Here is a 21,352-nt window from a genome sequence, read left to right on the forward strand (position 1 = left end):
CACTCCTAAAAACAAAAAACACCGGAAACCAATCGGCTCCCGGTGCTTTTAGAAAAAATAATTGATAAATTAAAAGCAATTTGGGTCAAAACCATCATCGTTGATGGTCCATGAAAAATCGTTGATCAATGTACTTTTACCTGCGGAAGTACAATAGGTCAAACCTGTTGCTCCTAAGGTGATGTTTAACGGAATCTGTGTTTCAGCTTCATCCAATACGCTCCATCCCAGCAACGTATTTTCGTAGTTTGCAATACTCATTCCGCTATTGCTCAACATCAATCCCATCTGTTCTACCTTACTTATATCCCAGCTTCCAAGGTCTTGGTCAAAAGATAAGGCACCTCCAAACAAACCTTCCATAGTGGTTACGTTACTTGTATCCCAACCACTAATGTCACTATTGAACAATTCTGCTTGATAAAACATTGCTAACATACTCGTTACATTTGAAGTATCCCATTCACTAAGGTCGCCATTGAACGACTTGGCCTGTGCAAACATATATGACATATTCGTAACGCTGGTAGTAACCCACCCACTAATGCCTCCATTGAACAAGCTGGCCTGTGCAAACATATAGGATAAATTGGTCACACTGGTAAGGTCTGGCAAATCGGTGGCATTGTAAGCCATATTGGAACAAGAGGCAAAGGCATAAGATAAATCTTGCCATGCGATATCCCCCCATTGTTCAACGCTGGTCAGCTTCACAGCGTTCGGATTTTCCGGGCCGACCACAAACCAAGGTAGCTCCCCATATATCGCAACGGTATGACCGCCTGCGGTGTCATAGGTATGCTTTACTTCCCCATCTACCGGATAGTTATCTGTGGTGTCAATGGTATCAACGGTACCATCGCCCCAGTTTACTTGAAAATTATAGGCATAATTATCACCAATGTAGAAACTTATATCCTCTTGGTCGGTCTCAGTTTTCCAAGTGATCACAAACGCTGCTTTGTCCTTGGGGTCGGCCTCCGCTACATCTTGCACCAAAATCGCGATCTTGGCCTCAGCGGTATCCTCGCCGTCAGTAACGGTAACCGTAAAGCTGTGCGAAGTCTCTGTTTCGTAATCCAAGGTTTTACCTTCGGCAAGGGTGAGCACTCCCGTATCCGAGATGGTGAACAGTTCGCTGTCAACAATACTAAACGTCAGGTCATCCCCATCTGCATCGGTGGCCGTTACTTGGCCAATCTCATCGGTATCGGTAATATTCTCCAATGGCGAAAACTCTTGATCAAGTATTTCAGGAGCTTGATTCTGAGGTTCTACGGCAGTTACGGTGAAGTTGTCGGCACTGGTGGCGATATCCCCATCAACGGTCACCGATATTTTTCCTGTCATAGCGCCTTCGGGAACATTTACTGTCAACTGGGTTGTGCTGGCAATGCTCACAATTGCATCTACAGAACCAAATTTTACTATATTATTTGCTGCAATATTGGAAAAATTGGACCCGTTAATGATTACTTCCGTACCCACTGGTCCTTCCGTGGGAGAGAAACCAGTTATTTTGGGTGATATAGATGGTGGAAAATCAGGGCCCTCGTCCTTTCCGCAGGACCAAAGAATCCCTATTACCATGAATGCTAAAACTATTTTTTTGAAGTTCATAACTTTCTTTTTTATTAATATTCTTGGCAAATTCGGAAGTTTTTGAACATGTCTTGTGCCCTAATTGATATATGCAGTTTCTGAGTTGACGGATGACAGGATTGGGTTGATGGGGGAATGTTCGGTGATTGTTTTTTGTTATTAATTGATGGTTGATTGAAAATGAAACGTCTGCCTGCGGCAGGTAGGAATTCTGCAAATTTTCGCCAATTGAGATTGAGCTTGGAGCTCGGGAGATTCTTCGTTCACTTCCCTCCCTCAGAATGACAGACTAAGACCATATTACCGAAGGGAAAGAATGGTTGGATTATTGGATTTCCAAATTGCTGGTAACCGACAATTGTTGTTTGTAAACTGATACTTATTCCCAAAAACTAAACATGCACCGAAGGGCTGTTCTTCACCTCATTGATTACAAAAGAACTTTGGGTGTTCCCAATATTGGCAATCGCTGTAAGTTTGGTCACCATAAACTCGCGATAACTCTTCATATCCTTCACGTAAATCTTTAAAATGTAGTCATAATCACCGCCCACGTGAAAGCATTCGGATACTTCTTGCAACTGGAGCACTTCCTTCTCGAACTTCAAAACATTTTCCTTGGTATGCTGCACCAATCGAATCTGACAGAGCACCATAAAATCTCGGCCCACTTTCACCTTGTCCACCAAGGCCGTGTATTGTGTGATTACGCCATTGCGTTCCAAACGGCGAATACGCTCGTAGACCGCCGTTTTGGACAAATGCAAAGCATCCGCATATTGTTTGGTCGTTTTTTTGCTGTCCGCTTGGAGCAACCTGATCAACTCAATGTCCACTTTATCCAGTTTCATACCGACGATTTTTCTAGTCAATATGGCTAAAATCATATTTTATAGATTATTTTCCTAATTTATTCGTTTTAAAGGTTAAATGGTCTTCATTTTACTATTACTATTGATTTTATATCTACATATTCCTAGTTTTAACAAAAATGATACATTATGGACTACAAAGCATCGGAACACATTCAAGATCTTCAATATTTTGGTGAATTCGGAGGTGTAAATCCCTCTATATCAGATTCTTCTACGTACACATTTCTATCGGCAAAAACCATGTTCGATACCTTTGAAGGCAACACCGAAGGTTGTTATCTCTACAGCCGCCACTCCTCCCCTTCCAACCTGTATTTGGGCGAGGCCATGGCGCAATTGGAAGGAACGGAATCCGCCAATGTGTATGCCAGCGGCATGGGCGCCATTACTGCGGTAATTCTTCAACTGTGTGATTCTGGGGACCACATTGTTTGTAGCCGGACAATTTACGGTGGAACCTATGCCTTCTTGAAGAATTTCGTAAAGAAGTTCCACATTGATGTCTCCTTTGTGGACATTACCGATTTAGAAACCGTTGAAAAATCCATCACGCCAAAGACCAAGATGATCTATTGCGAGGCAGTTAGCAATCCGTTGTTGGAAATTGCCGATATTCCATCCTTGTCCAAAATCGCCAAAAACAGTGATATGCCCTTGGTGGTGGACAACACCTTCTCCCCATTGACCATAAATGCAGCAAAACTGGGCGCCGATATTGTAGTGCACAGTTTAACAAAATTCATCAACGGTAGCAGTGATTGCGTTGCCGGAGCCGTTTGTGGAACAACGGATTTCTGTTTAAGCCTGAAAGATGTGAACAACGGAGCCGGCATGCTCTTGGGGAGTACGTTGGACAGTCTTCGTGCCGCTTCCATTTTGAAGAATATGCGCACCCTGCATATTCGTATCAAAAAACACAGTGAAAATGCACATTATTTGGCCAAACAATTTGAAAAAGACGGTCTGAAAGTGGTTTACCCCGGATTGGAAAGTCATTCTGGACATAATTTGATGAAATCCCAAATGAACCACGAATATGGTTTTGGCGGTATGCTTACCCTTGATGTAGGTTCGGTGGAACGGGCAAATGCCTTGATGGAACTGATGCAAAAAGAAAAATTGGGCTATTTGGCCGTAAGCCTTGGATTCTATAAAACCCTGTTCAGTGCATCGGGAACCTCCACATCTTCCGAAATACCTGAAGAAGAACAAAAGGAACTCGGCCTCTCCCAAGGACTTATCCGTTTTTCCATTGGTCTGGACAACGACATCCACAAAACCTACACTACGATGCGCAGTTGCATGGAAAAGTTGGATATTTTGTCCACGGATGCAAGTTTGGCCTAAACAAGAGGACTTATTGGGTTTGCACAACATGGTGCAAAATCGTAATATTACCTCTTAACAAACTCAGACCAAATGCCGAACAAAGAGGAAAATCAAAAGTTTAGGGAAGACGAACACATTGTTGACAATAAAAATCTGAGCATCGGGGAAGCACTTATTCCCGTAGTGGCATTGGTTGCCATGTTGGCCTACAACGTTTTTGTTTTTGGTGACGATGCCCTAAGCGGTTCCAATCAATTTATTTTATTGATGGGCGGTGCCGTAGCCGCCATTGTTGGTTTTTTCAATAAAGTCTCCTACGACCAGATGATTGATGAAGTGGCAGAAAATGTGCGCTCCACAACAGGCGCCCTGCTTATACTTTTAATGGTCGGGGCACTGTCAGGCACTTGGTTGGTCAGCGGCATTATACCCGCCATGATCTATTATGGCCTTCAAATTTTGAACCCTACCATATTTTTGGCCGCCTGTGTGGTCATTTGTGCCATTATCTCCATTGCAACAGGCAGTAGCTGGACCACAGCGGCGACCGTTGGTATCGCTTTGATCGGTATTGGCGATGCATTGGGGATCTCGTTGGGGATGACGGCCGGAGCGGTGCTTTCCGGAGCATATTTTGGTGATAAAATGTCACCTTTGAGCGATACTACCAATTTGGCGCCTGCCATGGCTGGCGGCGATTTGTTTTCGCATATCCGTTACATGGTCTACACGACCGTTCCCACCATAGTAATAACCCTTATCGTTTTTATTATTTTAGGGTTTACCATTGATACTTCAGGGGAAGCGGACACAAGTACTTTGTTGACGAATATCAAAGCTACTTTTAACATCAACGGTTGGCTTTTTATCGTTCCTTTAGTGGTCATTGGGTTGATCGTAAAAAAAGCACCGCCTTTAATGGCTCTGCTTGTAGGAACGTTGCTGGGCGGAGTGGCCGCACTGATTTTCCAGCCGGATATCGTGGCCAATATTGGTGGCGGGACCGTTCTGAACTTTGAATCTGGCTACAAAGGAATTTTAAATGCCATTACCGTGGACACTCAAATTGCCACCAACGACCCCGCCTTGAGCGATTTGTTTTCTTCCGGCGGAATGTCCGGTATGCTGGGCACCATTTGGCTGATTGTTTGTGCCATGGTCTTCGGGGGTATTATGGACGGTATAGGTGCTTTGGAGCGTATTACCGAGTCACTTTTAAAACTGGCCAAGACCACCTTTGGGCTCTTTGCAAGCACCGTAGGAAGCTGTTTGGCCTTGAACGTGACCGCATCTGATCAGTATCTGGCCATTGTGGTACCAGGCAAAATGTTTTCAAAAGCTTACAGGGAACGTGGCCTTGCTCCAGAAAATTTGAGCAGGACCTTAGAGGATTCAGGTACTGTAACCTCTGTTTTGGTTCCGTGGAATACTTGTGGGGCATACCATAGCGGTGTTTTGGGCGTGGGCGTTGGGGAATACTTCCTATATGCCATTTTTAACTGGTTGAGCCCTATAATGACCTTGCTTTTTGCCGCTTTCAGAATCAAGATCAAGCAACTTACCACAACAACAGCTGAATAATTTTTTTTGAAACCATAATCAATTTGGAAAAACCCTGATGCAAAACTTGAATTTTGCCGTTATGGGCAAAGGCACCCGTTGGGTGATTGGACGTGAAAATGATTTGAAAAGCTAAAATAAGAACCGTCCAGAAGTCTATTACTGGATAGTTTTTTTAGTATTTTTGGCTCCGAATCAAAATCACGATTATGTCAACTGTTACATTAAAAGGAAATGAAATCAATACCCTTGGCAACCTCCCTGAAAATGGTTCCCAAGCGCCAGACTTTACTTTGGTAAAAACCGACCTGTCCACCGCCAGTCTTTCCGACTACAGGGGTCAAAAGGTCGTCCTTAATATTTTTCCAAGCATCGATACGGGAACTTGCGCACAATCCGTGCGCCAGTTCAACCAAGAAGCCGCCGAGTTGGACAACACCAAAATCTTGTGCATCTCCAAGGATTTGCCTTTTGCACAGGCCCGCTTTTGTGGCGCGGAGGGAATCGACAAGGTAGAGACCCTATCCGATTTCAGGGACGGCAATTTTGGAAAATCCTACAAGGTGGAATTTACTGACGGTCCTTTGCAAGGCCTGCTATCACGATCCGTGGTCGTAGTGGACGAAAATGGCGAAGTAGTCTATTCCGAACAAGTAGCGGAAACCGTGGATGAGCCCAATTACAAAGCTGCCCTTGAAGCATTGATGGATGCCTAGGGAATCTTTTTTCAAGAACAGGATCAAAAGTGTTGGGTATGCCCTTAGAGGTATGCTGCTCTTGTTGCGCACGGAACCCAGCATCAAGATCCAGTTCTTCATCACATTGATCGTAGTCGCCTTTGGCTTTTACTTTCAAATTTCCAGTACCGAATGGATTCTACAGCTTTTGGCCATAGGTCTGGTTATGGGAGTGGAAGGAATAAATACCGCCATTGAGAAAATCTGTGATTATATCCATCCCCAATTGGACCCAAAAATTGGTTTCATAAAAGATATTTCTGCAGGCGCCGTTATGATAGTATCCATTATTGCAAGTATTATTGGCTTGATAATCTATATACCCAAGATTTTTTAGCCAAATCCAAGTCCAACAGTAGCAACGTAAATTTGTAACTTAGCCCCGCTTAAAAACAATTGATGGCCAAAAAAAGAACAAAATCAAAATCAAGCAAAACTACCGCCACTGCCAAAAAAAAGGTGTCTTTTAAGCCTTCCAAGCAGAACAAAATCATATTTGGTAGCCTTTTGATCGTTCTCAGCATTGCGCTATTCTTCTCTTTCATGTCATTCTATTTTACATGGCAAGAAGATCAGAGCATGCTTTCGCAATTTGCGGACCGAAATGCCCAAGCCAGCAACTTGCTCAACAAGTTCGGGGCCAACGTGAGCCATTTTTTCATGTACAAGGGCTTCGGACTGGCATCCTTTGCATTTCCTTTTTTATTGGCGATAACCGGACTGTATCTTTTTCTGGGCCTGGACAGTAAGGGCCTTGTTTCCAAATGGATTTGGGGCTTGGTCGGCGTTATCTGGGGATCTATTGCCTTGGGCTTTTTTGCGGCCGATTATCCTCTTTTGGGCGGGTTGATTGGTTATGAGATGAACGATTTCCTTCAGGATTACACAGGCAAAATAGGCGTGTTCTTGATCCTGATTTTTGTTTTGATGGTGATTTTGGTGCAACTTTTCAATTTTACACCAGAAGGATTCGCTAATTTCTTCAAAAGACAAAAGCAAAAAATTAAGTCGGACTTTACTGAAGAACAATCAAACCAAACCAAAGAAACTCCTGTAGAGGATGAAGGGGAAGATGGCATTGTTCTGACAACCGAGGATACCGTTCCCGAAAAAATAGACACCTATACCCATAAAAAGGACATCCCGCCATTGGACGAAGCCGGTTTGGACGTGAACATTCCAGAGGAAGAGGAATCCGATATTGCCCTAAAAGTCGAAGAAACCCCGATTGAGGAAGAAGAAACTGATGTAAAGGCCGCCAAACTTGTAAAGGATTTTGGTGAGTTCGACCCTAAACTAGAACTGGGAAATTATAAGTTCCCGACCCTTGACCTTTTGGAAGCGCACGGTGCTTCTGGTGGTATCACCATCAACCAAGAGGAGCTCGAGGAAAACAAAAATCGAATCGTAAGCACCCTTAAAAACTATAAGATCGGAATCGCCCAAATCAAGGCGACCATCGGTCCAACGGTGACCCTTTACGAAATCGTACCCGAAGCGGGTATCCGAATTTCAAAGATCAAAAACCTGGAGGATGATATCGCGCTGTCCTTGGCTGCATTGGGAATACGTATCATCGCTCCCATTCCGGGCAAGGGTACGGTAGGTATCGAGGTGCCCAATAAAAACGCGACAGTTGTTTCCATGCGTTCCGTGATTGCTTCCAATAAGTTCCAAAAAGCAGAGATGGAACTGCCCATTGCCTTCGGAAAAACCATCAGCAACGAGACCTTTGTTGTCGATCTGGCCAAAATGCCGCACATGCTCATGGCAGGTGCCACTGGCCAGGGTAAATCCGTAGGTCTGAACGCAGTGATCACATCCCTGTTGTACAAAAAGCATCCCGCCGAGGTCAAATTTATATTCGTGGACCCCAAAAAAGTGGAACTTACGCTCTACAATAAAATTGAACGTCACTTTTTGGCAAAACTTCCCGATTCCGAAGAAGCCATAATCACGGACAACGCGAAAGTAATCAACACTTTGAATTCGCTTTGTATAGAAATGGACAACCGCTACGAGTTGCTCAAGGCTGCCATGGTCCGAAACATTAAAGAATACAACGTCAAATTCAAAGCAAGAAAATTGAACCCGAACGATGGACATAAGTTTCTACCCTATATCGTTTTGGTGATAGATGAATTTGCCGACCTTATCATGACAGCCGGCAAAGAGGTAGAAACCCCTATTGCCAGATTGGCACAATTGGCCCGGGCAATCGGTATACATTTGATCATTGCCACCCAAAGACCGTCCGTAAACGTAATCACGGGAATCATAAAGGCCAACTTCCCCGCGAGGATCGCTTTTAGGGTAACCTCCAAAATCGATTCCAGGACCATTTTGGACACACAGGGCGCCGACCAGCTTATCGGACGGGGAGATATGTTGTTTACCCAAGGGAACGATGTCACCAGGTTGCAGTGCGCCTTTGTGGACACTCCCGAAGTTGCCAAAATAACGGATTACATAGGTTCGCAGCGCGCCTACCCAGAAGCACACTTATTGCCCGAGTATGTAGGCGAAGAATCTGGCACAAGTCTTGATAATGATATCTCGGAAAGAGATGCCATGTTCCGCGAAGCGGCAGAAGTCATTGTAATAGCCCAGCAAGGTTCAGCATCCTTGATCCAACGAAAATTAAAATTGGGGTACAATAGGGCCGGTAGAATTATAGATCAATTGGAAGCTGCTGGAATAGTAGGTCCATTTGAAGGAAGCAAGGCCCGACAGGTTTTGGTGCCGGACATGTACTCTTTGGAACAATTATTAGAAAATGAAGCAAAATAACACCATGATCAAGAAAAATATTCTTTTTATAGCATTGTTGACCGTCTCAATTTTTTCCTACGGACAAAATTCCGACAAGGCAAAGGGTCTTTTGGACGAGGTCTACAACAAAGTGCAGAGCTACGATAATATTTTTATCGATTTTCAATCCACTATTGAAAACACTGAAGCCAATCTGAAGCAGGAAACCAACGGAAACGTGACCTTGGACGGTGAAAAATACGTGCTGAACTATTTTGGTGCCAGACAATTGTACGATGGTAAAAAGGTGTACACCGTTGTTCCCGAAAACGAGGAGGTCACCATTGAGGACGTGAATGAGGACAATGACAACGTGAGTCCCTCAAAAATGTTGACATTTTACAAAACGGGGCACAACTACCAGTGGGACATCCTGCAAAATGTGGGAGGTAGAAAAATTCAATACGTAAAATTGATTCCCATCGATTCCGACACCGAGATCAAATCAGTGCTATTGGGCATCGATACCCAGACCAAGCACATCTACAAGCTGATTCAAACAGGAAACAATGGTACCAAAACCACGATTACCGTTAATTCTTTCAAAACCAATCAGCCCATCTCAAGTACTCTGTTTAACTTTGATGAGAAAAAATACGAGGACAAGGGGTATTATATCATAAGAAACTAGGCATTGAAAATACTTGACCAGTATATACTAAGAAGATTTCTTTACAACTTCTTCAGTTCCTTTTTCATTTTGATCGTCATATTCATTTTTCAGGGAATATGGCTTTTCATAGATGATTTGGCAGGAAAGGGATTGGGCATGGTCATTATTGGAAAGTTTATTTTTTACTTCATTCCTACCTTGGTAGATAAGGTGTTACCGCTTACGGTCCTTCTCTCCTCCATCCTTACCTTTGGTACTTTTGCGGAAAACTATGAGTTCGCTGCTATGAAAGCCTCTGGCATATCCTTGCAGCGAGGGATGCGAAGCCTTATTGTGTTTGTGTTGTTCTTGGGCTTCGTCACTTTCTTTTTTGCCAATGACGTGATTCCAAAATCCGAACAAAAAATGTTCAACCTAAGGCGGAACATTGCCAAGGTAAAACCCGCTGCGGCCATTACCGAGGGAGTCTTCAGCGATTTTGAAGGAACAGGTCAGGGCATGAACATTAAGGTGGATAAAAAATATGGCGAACAGGACCGTTTCTTGGACAACGTCATCATCCATAAAAAAACGGAACAGAACATCAATAATACCGTGATCAAGGCCAAATCTGGGGAATTGATAAGTAGTGAGGAATCCGATATCATCCAATTGGTCTTGAAGGATGGCAATTATTATCAGGAACTTATTTCCAAAGATCCAAAGGAAAAACGCAAACAGCCTTTTGCCAAATCCAATTTTGAGACCTACACCATTAATATCGATATTTCGGAACTCAACGACCAGGATTTGGAAGAGGACCAAAACATCACCACCAACAAAATGAAGAATGTAGGTAGGCTGATCAAGGATATTGATTCATTACGTGAAAACAACCTTGAAAAAGTAGAGGCATTCTCCAAAAACGTGGTCAATCGTATGGGAGCCTTCCCGTTTAAATCACCCAAAGACACTTTAAAACAGAATCTAGAGCTAAGTAGACCTGAAAAACAAAAACCCGAACAAACCGAGCAGGATTCCGTAAAAACCTTGGAGCAATTTATGGCAAGTCTGGACCACTGGGAACAAACACAATTGGTAAAGAAAGCCCAGAACGAGGTTTCAAGTATCTTGAGCACGGTAGTCTCCAAAAAAGAAGAGCTACAGAGTAGATATAAGTTTTACAATAGTCACATTTTGTCCCTACACCAAAAATACGCACTTGCACTTTCCTGTATTATTTTGTTTTTTGTGGGTGCGCCTCTGGGAGCGATTATCCGTAAAGGAGGTCTTGGGTTGCCCATGGTAGTCGCCATTATTTTATTTTTGACCTATTATTTTATTGGTGTATTTGCTGGGAACTATGCCAAAGAGGGCAACATCCACCCCGCAATCGGAGCTTGGCTCCCTACACTGATCATGTTACCACTGGGTGTGTCGCTTACCCGAAGGGCAACTGCGGATAAGGGATTGATTGGATTTGGACACTTTATAGACCGTATCAAATCATTGTTTAAAAAGAAATCTGATGATTCTAAGGAAATAAATGAATCAGGATTTGATGAAATTGGTGATCAAAATACCATTAAAAACCTCGGGGCCTACGAGGATGAAAAGTTGATGGATATCATTAAAAATTTTAAACAATATGATTTTGATTCATCTTATAGAAACACAGCTATTTCTGTTTTGGAAAAAAGGGGAATTAGTATTGAAGAGTTGAGATTAAAAGGAGTTCTAAAGAATCAGGCCTACGAAAGGGCCGAAGCAATGTATAAAGGTTTTAAATCGGATTCTAAAATTGCGTTTATCTTATACTTTTCAGCTATAGTTTTCGTGCCGCTTTCTTTTTTAATATTGCCAGATTCAAAACTTGGGGATATATTATATATCATCCTTTCTAACTTATTTATTCTAGGCTATCTAATTTATATTATTAAATCTGGAATTAAGTATTTAAACATCTACAAAATAATCAAAAAGGATGGGCAATTTAATCCTATGATAGCATTTATCCTTGGCACATTGATTTATTTTGTCTTCTACTTTTACGTAAAAAAATCGTTGAGAGAAGATATGAAACTAATCCGATAAAATGTCTTTAGATTCAAGTAATATAAAACTGAACGCCATTGAAGAAGCCATTGCCGATATTAGGGAAGGTAAGGTCATTATTGTAGTGGATGATGAGAACAGGGAAAACGAAGGCGATTTTTTGGCCGCAGCAGAATTGATTACTCCTGAAACCATCAATTTTATGGCCAAACACGGCCGCGGTCTTATCTGCGCTCCCCTCACGGAGGGACGCTGCAAGGAACTGGGTCTCCATAAAATGGTAACGCACAATACGGACCCATTGGAAACCGCTTTTACCGTTTCTGTGGATTTGAGAGGCAAAGGGGTCACTACGGGCATATCTGCCGCGGACAGGGCCAAAACGGTACTCGCCCTCACCGATAAGGAAACCAAACCCCATGAGTTGGCGAGACCTGGACATATTTTTCCATTGATTGCCAAAGAAGGAGGCGTATTGCGACGAACCGGACATACGGAGGCCGCAATTGATTTTGCCCGATTGGCCGGTTTGGAACCAGCGGGCGTAATCGTGGAAATCATGAACGAGGACGGTTCCATGGCGCGCCTGCCCCAATTGATGGAAGTGGCCAAAAAGTTCGATATTAAAATCGTTTCCATTGAGGACCTGATTGCCTACCGCATGGAACATGATAGCTTGATAGACCTTAAGGAAGCATTTACCATCAATACCAGATTTGGCCAATTTAGATTGCGAGCATATCAACAGACCACCAACGAGCAGGTACATATCGCTTTGCTGAAGGGAAATTGGAAAATTGGGGAGCCCGTGCTTACCCGTATCAATTCGACTTTGGTAAACAACGATATCCTGGGTACGCTCACCAATAATCCAGATGAAGGCCTACAACGCATGTTCGATGCATTGAACAAGGAGGAAAAAAGCGCCATAATCTTCATTAACCAAGGCAACCAGTCGATGAACCTGTTGAGCAGATTATCCGAGTTCAAAAAAATTCAGGGAAATGGAGTGACCAAAGCTCCAAAAGTGGAAATGGACAACAAGGATTTCGGCATCGGCGCGCAGATCTTGCACGACATCAATATTTCCAAAATCCGCTTATTGACCAATTCTGGCCAAACCCGACGTGTGGGCATGGTAGGCTACGGTCTTGAGATTGTGGAGTACGTTAATTATTAGGTGACACCTTGGATTCAAGAGGCAAGTATAAGTTTCCTGCTGTCATTCTGAAAGATCGAAGCGACTGACGAATCTCCTTTTCATATGCAAGTTCAAGTGCAAAAGTATTCGAGACCATTCGTAGAATTCAATTTTACCGATTGAAAATCAACATTTCAGAAGAATGATTATAATGCAGCTTTAATCGCCTCGACCATTTTTTCGGCACGTTGTACTACTTCCTCTTCGGACCATCCCAACTTGATCAAGCAAGAGATGTTTCTGGACATCCATTTATCGGATTCAGAAAAATCTGCTTTACTGTAATCAGGCAAAGACTCTTGCACATCTTTAGGTAGCTTTCCCAATGATTTCTTGTCTGTTAGATGCTCCCATTTTCTGTAATAGTGCCAGTTATTGTCGTACCAATAAAAAGAACCATCCACACCAGCCTCGATCAATTCTTGATGGGTAATTTGTGCCAATTCTTCGGTTGGCATGAAAAAATTGAGAAAAGAATAGTTCTCCTCTCCCCCATCCGGAACGGTTCTAAAAATCACTTCGGGAATACCTGACAATGCTTCCCTTAAAATGCCATAATTTCGTTTTTGAATCGCTAAAAATTCATCCAAACGGGCCAATTGGGCAACACCTACTGCCGCATTCATTTCAGAGATTCTAAAATTATATCCTAAAAATGGGTGTTCTTCCGCCCCTCTGTTATTCCCGATATGATCGTGACCATGATCGGAATACTTATGGGCGTTTTCGTAATACTCCTCATTGTCGGTAATTATCGCCCCCCCTTCTCCGCAGGTAATGGTTTTTACATAATCAAAGGAAAAGCAACCCAAATCACCAATGCTACCCAAAGGTTTGCCTTTATAGGTTCCGCCTATGGCTTGGCAGGCATCTTCCAACAACAATAGTCCATGTTTTTTACAAATTGCCTTCAAGGCGCCCAAATCGGCCATGGAACCGCACATGTGCACGGGCATCACCACTTTGGTTCTCGGGGTGATGGCCTTTTCCACCGCTTCGGGTTTTAAAGTGAGCGTATCATCAATATCCACCAAAATGGGTACGGCACCCAGTGCCAAGATGGATTCAAAACTGGCCACAAAGGTAAAGGTGGGCATGATCACTTCATCCCCTGCTCCAATGCCAGCACTGGCCAAAGCCACCGTCAAGGCCGCAGTACCGCTACTCACGGCATGGGCATGTTTGGACTGCATCCGCTTGGACAGCCCTGCTTCAAGTTCCTTGGTTTTCCAATGTCCGTTTCGCATACCATCGAACCCATAGCGCATGAGCACTCCAGAGTCCATTACATCTTGTACTTCTTTTCTTTCCTTGTCCCCAAAAAGTTCAAATCCAGGCATAATATATTTTGTTTAAAAGAACCATAGTTTGATGGCCATCAAAATAACGGCGATGACCAAAAATGTTTTTATGAACCCATCCCCCTTTTTCACAGAGAACCTACTGGCGAACCAAGCACCGGAACCATTTCCAATAGCAAGCACAAAACCCAGTTTCCAATCGACTTTATCGTTGAATGCAAACACGGCCAAAGCGGCCAACATATAAATAAAGACCACGGCCACTTTAGTGGCATTGGATCTTACCAGGTTCATTTGATTAAAATAATGCAAAAACAGCATCATTAAAAAACCGAGACCGGCATTGATAAATCCACCATAAATACCAAAAAAGAAGAAGACGACCATGGCCACCCAAAGGTATTTGCCCGTGAGCCGTTCCTGCATCTCCTCTATCCGCATTTTTGGTTTGAAGATGATAATGAGTACCACGGCTATCATCACTATGGCCAAAATCCGGTTAAAAGTCTCACCATCAATATCTACGGCAATGTAGGCCCCGATTATGGAACCTAAAAAAGCGGAAACCCCCAAATACACATTAAAGGGATAGGTAGAAACCCCCTTGCTACGAAATCCCGCTGTTCCCATGGCAGTTTGTATAACAATGGCTACCCGGTTGGTGCCATTGGCCACTGCTGGCGGCAATCCCAAAAAGATAAGCGTTGGCAGCGACAAGAGGGAACCACCTCCCGCCACAGTGTTGATAAATCCTACCGCAAAACCTACGGCGATCAGCAGCAAATAATGGTACCATTCAAGCATAAAAACAAAGGTATGACCATTGTTTTGAACGGACATACTGAATTTTACAAACTTTTGTTGGTTGAGTGAAAATGATTTGGGCCAATGAATTCAACAATAATATAAAAAGGTCTTTTGGGATAAGAAAAAGCTTTATATATTTGCACCCGCTTAGGAGGAATGGTAAAGTGTTCGTCCCGATAGCTATCGGGAGCGGCGATTTTTAAAACCAATACTCCTAATTGTATTGGAGGAATGGCAGAGTGGTCGAATGCGGCAGTCTTGAAAACTGTTGAGGGTCACACCTCCGGGGGTTCGAATCCCTCTTCCTCCGCTGAGAAATAACATCTCAACACATTAAACCCTGTAAATCAATAATTTACAGGGTTTTTTATTTTTTATGATATCAAATAATATCATTTGAAACCATACTTAATAGTGCCCCTTTCGGTGCCCCCTATAGCAACTTCAAAAAGGGGCACCTAATCGCTTATATTATTCTGTTTATCAAGTATTTACAATAAACTCCTTTTAAATTTTTTTTCATAATTTCAAGGTGTTTAATGTTAAATTAGGTGCCACTTATGGTTTCTCTTCTATTCTATCTCAGGAAATATAAAAAAGATCGTGTTGGCCGGTCAACTATTTATGTCAGAATTACAATTGATGGCAAGCGTTCGGAATTCAGTACTGGACGCAAGATACACCCCAGTATATGGGACGCGGCGTATGGCAAAGCAGTAGGTTTTTCGCAGGAAATAAGGCTATTGAATTCGTATTTAAGCAAAATACGCACCGACCTTTACCGACATGCGCAGATAGTTAGAGATCGAGATCAAACCATTACCGCGGTGTCACTTAAGGAGTCTTATTTGGGATTGGACAAGCCCAGTAAAATGCTTTTGGAGATATTTCAAGAACACAATGACAGAGTTAATGAACTGGTAGGAAAAGATTTCGCCCCCGGTACAGCAGAACGATACAGAACAGCAAAAAGTCATCTGGCCGAATATTTACAGATCGAACTTCGAAAGAAAGATATTCCTGTCGTAGATGTAGATCATTCATTTATTTCAGGTTTTGAATATTATCTAAAGACAAAAAGAAAGTGCAGCCATAACACGGCAATCAAATATGTGGTGAACTTTAAAAAAATCATAAGAATCGCTTATGCAAATGGCTGGATCAAAACAGACCCCTTTGCCAATTGGAAAGCCCGATTAAAAACTGTAGAACGAGAATTCCTGACTGATGAAGAGCTTCAACGACTAATGGATCATCCTCTTACAAATGAACGGTTAGAGCATGTAAGGGATTGTTTTGTTTTCTGTTGCTTTACCGGATTGGCCTATGCGGATGTGAAAAAATTGACACATGACGATTTTGTGATAGGGATTGACGGAGATTTATGGATCAATACAAAACGGACCAAGACAAAGACAAAAAGCAATATTCCTGTCCTACCCACTGCCTTGTTGATTCTTGAAAAATACGAGCATAGCCCCTTACTTGTAGATAAAAAGGTGCTACCTGTATTGACCAATCAAAAAATGAATGCTTATTTAAAGGAAATAGCGGATCTAAGCGGAATCAATAAACACCTGACCACTCATTTGGCCAGACATACTTTTGCGACCACCGTGACACTTTCCAATGGCGTCTCCATTGAGTCTGTAAGCAAGATGCTGGGGCACAAATCACTCCGAACCACGCAACATTATGCAAAAATATTGAACCGAAAGGTCAGTGAAGATATGCAATTGTTAAAAAAGAAATTGAGCTTTCAAGAAAAGATCAAGTCAAAAAACGCATAAACCTTTTGCCCCTTGATATTGGCCCTTGTAGAAACATATCAGGAAGAAGAGAATCCAGAAATTTCGTTAGAGCACCGAAAATTGCCCGATCAGCGTTTGGCCGACCACATAGCTGATCCAGAAGCCGGAAAAGATTGGAAAATCCTAAAATCTGGGCTTAACAAAGGGGTTTCCGGAAAAACCCCTGATGCATTATGTAAATTTCCTTATTTCACAGGGGTTAACAAGGTATGAAGTACAAATGGGAAACAAAAAATTAGTGCGGTTTTTTAAGCCGGTAATATCTTGTTCATTTTTTGACTGATAGGTCATATTCAAATAGAAATTAATAAAATCACCATTAAAGTCACTTAATCTGTTTTCCCTTTTCCGTTAACCTATATCGTTGCTTACTGCTTTTCGGTTTATCCGGGATTGTCATTTCAATCAATTTTGCATCAAGTGCCGGCTGTAAATAATTATATAAAAATGTTGGACGATGCCTCATGTCTAACTTTGTCATTAATTCTGCCGTTGTAGTTTCATCCCTACCCATTACAGAAAGTAATTTTGAAACTTGTTCGGTAACTTGTTCGGTAACTTGTTCGGTAACTTGTTCGGTGATTTTTTCAGAAGAAGGAAAAGTCATTCTGGTAAAGTTATCCATAAACCGGAAACATTCCTTTCCGTAACTCTTTAAAATCCGTGGAACGCCAGAGCCCAGTTGCTCTACCAAATCCAAATCCCTGTATATACGCATTAGCTCCTTATTCCTCGGCATAGAAACGCCTTCAAAAAAATCTTCTTTGCTAAGTCCGTCCGGTAAGGAACCGGCAGATGTTATTTCAATCCTGTCGTCAAATATTTCAAACTTAGGTGGTACTTCTCGGGTGTAGTCGTTATGTACTATGGCATTATATATAGCTTCACGCAAGGCTACAGGATTCCATAACTTTCGCTCAATACGTTCTTTTGATGTAATGGTCGCAAAAGTTGTATTTTCTACTGCAATTTTATCCAGTACACTTTTTGTGGCCTTAATGAGCGAGCAATATCCATATTCATTATTTTCAAGAAGGTCTACCCGATCTAGGCCTTTATATTTAGCAACTTTAATAGATACATTGTTCACATCTGCTAAAAGGTAGGCTGCATAGTTAAGGAAACCGTCTTCGGTAAGTAGTTCTAGATTCTTTTTAAACTGTTTGTTAAGAGGTTTACCATTCTCCTGATAATAGATATGTAGCTGCTCAAAACTTAAATCCTGACGATGCGATTTTATTTTTCCTATTGAATTACGGGTACGGCTGGCGAAAAGTTTATCAATCATAGCTTGCGGCATGGGTTCGGCCGCTGTGCCTACACGAATAAAACAGCCTTTTTCGGTCATGCCGTATTTCTTTTTGAAATAGGGCTTTTCACTTCCACCGGCAACAATAATCTTGATAATGTCTTTACCGTCACGTTCTTCAGCCACTACATCAAATAAACCCATGGCCGAAGGAGCAATATTGTTTTTGATACGGTCTTTGATTTTAAGCATATCACTGTCAATATCATCTACACCAAGTACTTTCCCTTGCTTATCAATGCCTAAGTAAATTAACCCGCCTTCCAAATAATTGAGGAAAGCAATCACTTCCTTTTCCAAATCCAGGTCTCTGGTTAATTTTTCTTTGTATTCTATTCTGTTTGTTTCAGACATTATCAGTGATTTGATGTAAAAATAATCTTTTATATACACCTACTAGGGTATATGTTTTAATCAATAGAATTCCCCAAGGCTCTGCCTCGGGTGTAGTAAAGGAAATGTTTGAAAAACGGATGGTTTTTTAAAAAATGATAACATATTGTTCCGTTGAATACCTCGTGGGCTTGCTCCGAGGATTATTTATTACCAAACAACAGACATCCCCCTGAGGTATTCACAAAATTGGATTTCAATTCTAAGTCTGATTAAAGTAGTTATTAAGGGGGGCTAAGGTTTATGGGGAGACCACTTGTCCCCAAATCCCTTACCCCAACTTCAGCGCTCGGATCCTATCCTATTTTTGTAGCAGTTCGGAAAGAAAAGCGTATAACAAAAATAGGATAGGGCGCTGTCCTACTTTTTGCCTTCTACCTCCAGCCATTCTTGGTAGAGTTCCTTTGCCCCTGGGCTATCCGCAAAGAATGTCCTGTAGTGTTCAATGGCATCATCCTGACCTTTTATATATGCAGCCTCTTCTTTCTTGGACATCCTTGACACCTGATAGATTGAAAATCCAAGGACCAACAGGACCGTGATCAACAACCCCCAAGTAAGTTTTATGGCCCAACTGGGCAAGAGAACGGACCGCTCTACTTTATGAAGAACCCTTTCCATCAGTCTTTGTTGTTCCTCAATGTTGTTTTTTTGGTTGTTGCCATACTCTTTTAGAAGAGCATTTAATTCGCTGGTATCTGCCTTTAATGGAAGGTTTTGCAAATTCTCATGCACCTTTTCCAAACGGTCTATACTCTTCTCAAAGCCGTTGATCTCCTCGGTCAACAGTTCCGCTATTTCATCCAGTTTTGCCATGATGTTTTGTTTATATTCCTATTCCTGTGTCCCTGACCACTTTTATGGCCATTTTGATGGTTTTCTTTATGATGGTCTGGGTCAAACTCGTTGGGACATTCACGGTCTTGCCCAAAAGTTGCATGCTCTTGTCCTTGGCCATTCGTTGTGCCATGTTCCTTTCAAAATTCATTTGACGGGCGATTCTGCCCATGGACATGGACCGGTGCACTTCGCTTCCCTTTATGTTGGTTCCCTTATGCTCAAAACGGAAACCCTGTAGCTTGTTCTGCCTATTGATGCTCGGGATGACCTTTACATTGTTCCGCTCCATCGACTTGATGTACTGGTCAAAGTCCCTTGGCCGGTCCCTGGCCATGACCTTTTCATGGATCTTCTGTATTTCAGATCGGACATGTTGCATCTGGTACAGCTTTTCCTGCTGCACTTCCTTTACCGTGGTCATGTCCATTTCTTTGGCCACCCGCTCCGCCACTTGCTGGCTCCGCTTTCCGATAAAGCTGTCGTTATAGGCCTTGCCCTGAAAGTTTATCCGGTTGGCATACAGATGGACGTGCACATGTTCTTTGTCCCTATGGACGAAGGCAACGGCCTGGTGCTGCTTGAGGTTCATTTCCTTAAGGAACCTTTCGGTCATTTCCTTGAGCTGTTCCCTTTCCAATTTTCTGCCGTCCTCGATGGTGGGGCTCAGTACAAAGCTGAGCGTGTTCTTCCGGCACAGTTCGTTCTGTTCTTGGATGACCTTGAACTCCTCGGTGATCTCCCTTGGGGTCTCCCCGGCAAGATATTGGCTGTGAATGATTTCGGAACCTTTTTCTTGGTTCATCCCGTAGCTCATGGAGGCCGATGTGTGCGATATGGATTTTCCCATTCCTATCATTTCTTGAAGTTTAAAAGGTGTTGTCGTATCTCATTGGCCAGCTGGGCCGTTTCCTCGGCCAATCTGGGGTTCCGCTTGCGGAACATATTGGTGATCAGTTTGAAGTTCCGTTGATATTTCACCAAAAGCTTATAGGCCTCTATCTGTTCCTCCGTCATCCGCTCCACGATACGGTCATCGAAGGCGGCACGGCGGCAGTATTCACTGAGGGAAAGACCGCTCTTCCGGGCCTTGACCTTCAGCAGTTTCTTCTCGTAGACCGAGCAGCGGAACTGGACGAACTCTTTCTTCATTTTCACATCATCTTTTGCGACCTTCGGGAGCAAAAGCAAGATTTGTCATGACAATGACACATCTTGAATTCGTTGCCGAACTTCATCCTTCGCGCTTTTTACCTTCCATTCGTTGATATCCTTGAAACTCCCATAGAGAGAGGACATATCCCTACTGTTCGGGCACTTTTCCAATAAAAGTTCCGTCATCCCCATTCCCGCTTTGTCCCTGTCAAGAAACAGCTCCACATTTTCATACTCCCCTATTTCTGTGATCATCCTTTTTACAAAGGCCGTGGAGTTCAATACCAAAAGGTCGTGGCTGTTGTCGATATCCGGCATCAGTTCCATTAGGGTGAGCATATCGAACATGCCTTCGGTAATGGCCAATTTCTTTGATCTGTTCCCCATCATCGAAACATCCTTTGGTGAGGTGGAGCCTTTCCAATATCTGTTCCGCAGTTCCCAGCCTCCCGACCTGTTTTGGAGTCCTATGCCAAAGTATGTCCGCTCCCCTATTAGATAATGGATTTCCTTGCAAAGTTTTCTTGCGGTCTTGGTCAATATCTTTCTAGAGCTTAGATAGGTTTGCAGGGCCCGGTGTTCAATTTCCTTTACCTCGATGATTTCAATTTGGCTTTCACCTTCTTCCTTTTCATTGGGAATGGGTTGCCGGTGAAAAGAAAAATGGTCCATGTTCCCAGACAGTCGTTCCAACGCCTCCTTTACGGAAAAGTTCTCCATTTTCATGATCAGGTCTATGGTACTGCCCCCTTCGAAGGTCCCGAAGTCTATCCAATAGTTTTTCTTTAATGATACCTTGAAAGAGGCTTGGGTCTCGCTCCGGAACGGGCTGAGGAACCAAGCTTCTTTTTCCGTTTTCCGGACTGGAAAGTGCCCCAACTTGGCCAGCGTGGAAACGATGTCAATGTTGCGGGCTTTTTCGCAGTCCATTCTTTTTTCTTTCATTGTCTCAAGTTTTGTTATTTCTCCTACCTTCT

Annotated in this window: 18 protein-coding genes, 1 tRNA gene and 1 pseudogene; 11 read left to right on the plus strand and 9 right to left on the minus strand. The window is 42.8% G+C overall.

Going from position 1 to position 21,352, the window contains the following annotated elements:
• Window positions 1-69 precede the first annotated feature (69 nt).
• Complete coding sequence (locus SD449_RS03070; RefSeq protein WP_318308663.1) at window positions 70-1,620, minus strand: BspA family leucine-rich repeat surface protein; 1,551 nt, start codon at window positions 1,618-1,620, stop codon at window positions 70-72.
• Window positions 1,621-1,994: 374 nt separating this feature from the next.
• Window positions 1,995-2,453, minus strand: a complete 459-nt coding sequence (locus SD449_RS03075; protein WP_318308665.1) for an Lrp/AsnC family transcriptional regulator — start codon at window positions 2,451-2,453, stop codon at window positions 1,995-1,997.
• A gap of 150 nt (window positions 2,454-2,603) precedes the next feature.
• On the opposite strand from SD449_RS03075, the gene SD449_RS03080 reads away from it, so the two are divergent.
• The 8 genes and pseudogenes from SD449_RS03080 (at window position 2,604) to ribB (ending at window position 12,741) form a co-directional block, all read left to right on the plus strand.
• Entirely contained in the window at window positions 2,604-3,824 is a 1,221-nt protein-coding gene (locus SD449_RS03080) for an aminotransferase class I/II-fold pyridoxal phosphate-dependent enzyme (protein WP_318308667.1), read from the plus strand.
• Window positions 3,825-3,896: 72 nt separating this feature from the next.
• Complete coding sequence (nhaC, locus tag SD449_RS03085; protein ID WP_318308669.1) at window positions 3,897-5,387, plus strand: Na+/H+ antiporter NhaC; 1,491 nt, start codon at window positions 3,897-3,899, stop codon at window positions 5,385-5,387.
• A 188-nt stretch (window positions 5,388-5,575) separates the two neighbouring features.
• Window positions 5,576-6,082 carry a thiol peroxidase gene (gene tpx, locus SD449_RS03090; RefSeq protein ID WP_318308670.1) on the plus strand — a complete coding sequence of 169 codons (507 nt, stop codon included), beginning with the start codon at window positions 5,576-5,578 and terminating at the stop codon, window positions 6,080-6,082.
• Window positions 6,075-6,440 carry a diacylglycerol kinase family protein gene (locus tag SD449_RS03095; RefSeq protein WP_318308671.1) on the plus strand — a complete coding sequence of 122 codons (366 nt, stop codon included), beginning with the start codon at window positions 6,075-6,077 and terminating at the stop codon, window positions 6,438-6,440. Before tpx ends, SD449_RS03095 begins: the two co-directional genes overlap by 8 nt.
• Window positions 6,441-6,502: 62 nt before the next feature.
• Window positions 6,503-8,893 (plus strand): DNA translocase FtsK, encoded by a 2,391-nt coding sequence (locus SD449_RS03100; RefSeq protein ID WP_318308672.1) that lies wholly within the window; start codon window positions 6,503-6,505, stop codon window positions 8,891-8,893.
• Window positions 8,894-8,897: 4 nt separating this feature from the next.
• Window positions 8,898-9,545 (plus strand): LolA family protein, encoded by a 648-nt coding sequence (locus tag SD449_RS03105; protein WP_318309185.1) that lies wholly within the window; start codon window positions 8,898-8,900, stop codon window positions 9,543-9,545.
• A gap of 72 nt (window positions 9,546-9,617) precedes the next feature.
• Window positions 9,618-11,033, plus strand: a pseudogene (locus tag SD449_RS03110) (LptF/LptG family permease); the annotation flags it as partial.
• A 568-nt stretch (window positions 11,034-11,601) separates the two neighbouring features.
• On the plus strand, window positions 11,602-12,741 hold the full coding sequence (gene ribB, locus SD449_RS03115) for a 3,4-dihydroxy-2-butanone-4-phosphate synthase (protein WP_318308675.1): 1,140 nt from the start codon (window positions 11,602-11,604) through the stop codon (window positions 12,739-12,741).
• Window positions 12,742-12,908: 167 nt separating this feature from the next.
• On the opposite strand, the gene SD449_RS03120 is transcribed toward ribB, so the two are convergent.
• Together SD449_RS03120 and SD449_RS03125 are read right to left on the minus strand one after the other, a co-directional pair.
• Window positions 12,909-14,102, minus strand: coding sequence for a DegT/DnrJ/EryC1/StrS family aminotransferase (locus tag SD449_RS03120; protein WP_318308677.1), 1,194 nt, complete (start codon window positions 14,100-14,102; stop codon window positions 12,909-12,911).
• Window positions 14,103-14,114: 12 nt separating this feature from the next.
• Window positions 14,115-14,867 carry a sulfite exporter TauE/SafE family protein gene (locus SD449_RS03125; RefSeq protein ID WP_318309186.1) on the minus strand — a complete coding sequence of 251 codons (753 nt, stop codon included), beginning with the start codon at window positions 14,865-14,867 and terminating at the stop codon, window positions 14,115-14,117.
• A 228-nt stretch (window positions 14,868-15,095) separates the two neighbouring features.
• Here SD449_RS03125 and SD449_RS03130 point away from each other — a divergent pair.
• From SD449_RS03130 to SD449_RS03140, 3 genes are all read left to right on the plus strand, one after another.
• A tRNA-Ser gene (locus SD449_RS03130) sits at window positions 15,096-15,180 on the plus strand.
• Window positions 15,181-15,430: 250 nt separating this feature from the next.
• Window positions 15,431-16,660 (plus strand): site-specific integrase, encoded by a 1,230-nt coding sequence (locus SD449_RS03135; protein WP_318308679.1) that lies wholly within the window; start codon window positions 15,431-15,433, stop codon window positions 16,658-16,660.
• A gap of 12 nt (window positions 16,661-16,672) precedes the next feature.
• A complete protein-coding gene (locus tag SD449_RS03140; RefSeq protein WP_318308680.1) occupies window positions 16,673-16,894 on the plus strand; it encodes a hypothetical protein in 222 nt (73 codons plus the stop codon).
• 112 nt (window positions 16,895-17,006) lie between these two features.
• On the opposite strand, the gene SD449_RS03145 is transcribed toward SD449_RS03140, so the two are convergent.
• The 5 genes from SD449_RS03145 to SD449_RS03165 form a co-directional block, all read right to left on the minus strand.
• The gene (locus tag SD449_RS03145) at window positions 17,007-18,344 is read right to left on the minus strand and encodes a Fic family protein (protein WP_318308681.1); all 1,338 of its coding nucleotides are present in this window, start codon (window positions 18,342-18,344) and stop codon (window positions 17,007-17,009) included.
• A 399-nt stretch (window positions 18,345-18,743) separates the two neighbouring features.
• Window positions 18,744-19,199 carry a DUF6730 family protein gene (locus tag SD449_RS03150; RefSeq protein ID WP_318308683.1) on the minus strand — a complete coding sequence of 152 codons (456 nt, stop codon included), beginning with the start codon at window positions 19,197-19,199 and terminating at the stop codon, window positions 18,744-18,746.
• 10 nt (window positions 19,200-19,209) lie between these two features.
• On the minus strand, window positions 19,210-20,070 hold the full coding sequence (locus SD449_RS03155) for a relaxase/mobilization nuclease domain-containing protein (protein ID WP_318308684.1): 861 nt from the start codon (window positions 20,068-20,070) through the stop codon (window positions 19,210-19,212).
• A gap of 5 nt (window positions 20,071-20,075) precedes the next feature.
• Window positions 20,076-20,405 (minus strand): mobilization protein MbpA, encoded by a 330-nt coding sequence (mbpA, locus tag SD449_RS03160; RefSeq protein ID WP_318308685.1) that lies wholly within the window; start codon window positions 20,403-20,405, stop codon window positions 20,076-20,078.
• A gap of 12 nt (window positions 20,406-20,417) precedes the next feature.
• Entirely contained in the window at window positions 20,418-21,320 is a 903-nt protein-coding gene (locus SD449_RS03165; protein WP_318308686.1) for a CHC2 zinc finger domain-containing protein, read from the minus strand.
• Window positions 21,321-21,352: the final 32 nt, after the last annotated feature.

Source organism: Flagellimonas crocea, from assembly GCF_033441595.1.
In the GTDB taxonomy this organism is placed as follows: domain Bacteria; phylum Bacteroidota; class Bacteroidia; order Flavobacteriales; family Flavobacteriaceae; genus Flagellimonas; species Flagellimonas crocea.

What these genes read in the sequence shown, in the direction of transcription:
- SD449_RS03070 (WP_318308663.1), bottom strand. Translation starts at nt 1,620, where the DNA reads ATGAACTTCAAAAAAATAGTTTTAGCATTCATGGTAATAGGGATTCTT.
- SD449_RS03075 (WP_318308665.1), bottom strand. Translation starts at nt 2,453, where the DNA reads ATGAAACTGGATAAAGTGGACATTGAGTTGATCAGGTTGCTCCAAGCG.
- SD449_RS03080 (WP_318308667.1), top strand. Translation starts at nt 2,604, where the DNA reads ATGGACTACAAAGCATCGGAACACATTCAAGATCTTCAATATTTTGGT.
- nhaC (WP_318308669.1), top strand. Translation starts at nt 3,897, where the DNA reads ATGCCGAACAAAGAGGAAAATCAAAAGTTTAGGGAAGACGAACACATT.
- tpx (WP_318308670.1), top strand. Translation starts at nt 5,576, where the DNA reads ATGTCAACTGTTACATTAAAAGGAAATGAAATCAATACCCTTGGCAAC.
- SD449_RS03095 (WP_318308671.1), top strand. Translation starts at nt 6,075, where the DNA reads ATGCCTAGGGAATCTTTTTTCAAGAACAGGATCAAAAGTGTTGGGTAT.
- SD449_RS03100 (WP_318308672.1), top strand. Translation starts at nt 6,503, where the DNA reads ATGGCCAAAAAAAGAACAAAATCAAAATCAAGCAAAACTACCGCCACT.
- SD449_RS03105 (WP_318309185.1), top strand. Translation starts at nt 8,898, where the DNA reads ATGATCAAGAAAAATATTCTTTTTATAGCATTGTTGACCGTCTCAATT.
- ribB (WP_318308675.1), top strand. Translation starts at nt 11,602, where the DNA reads ATGTCTTTAGATTCAAGTAATATAAAACTGAACGCCATTGAAGAAGCC.
- SD449_RS03120 (WP_318308677.1), bottom strand. Translation starts at nt 14,102, where the DNA reads ATGCCTGGATTTGAACTTTTTGGGGACAAGGAAAGAAAAGAAGTACAA.
- SD449_RS03125 (WP_318309186.1), bottom strand. Translation starts at nt 14,867, where the DNA reads ATGCTTGAATGGTACCATTATTTGCTGCTGATCGCCGTAGGTTTTGCG.
- SD449_RS03135 (WP_318308679.1), top strand. Translation starts at nt 15,431, where the DNA reads ATGGTTTCTCTTCTATTCTATCTCAGGAAATATAAAAAAGATCGTGTT.
- SD449_RS03145 (WP_318308681.1), bottom strand. Translation starts at nt 18,344, where the DNA reads ATGTCTGAAACAAACAGAATAGAATACAAAGAAAAATTAACCAGAGAC.
- SD449_RS03150 (WP_318308683.1), bottom strand. Translation starts at nt 19,199, where the DNA reads ATGGCAAAACTGGATGAAATAGCGGAACTGTTGACCGAGGAGATCAAC.
- SD449_RS03155 (WP_318308684.1), bottom strand. Translation starts at nt 20,070, where the DNA reads ATGGGAAAATCCATATCGCACACATCGGCCTCCATGAGCTACGGGATG.
- SD449_RS03165 (WP_318308686.1), bottom strand. Translation starts at nt 21,320, where the DNA reads ATGAAAGAAAAAAGAATGGACTGCGAAAAAGCCCGCAACATTGACATC.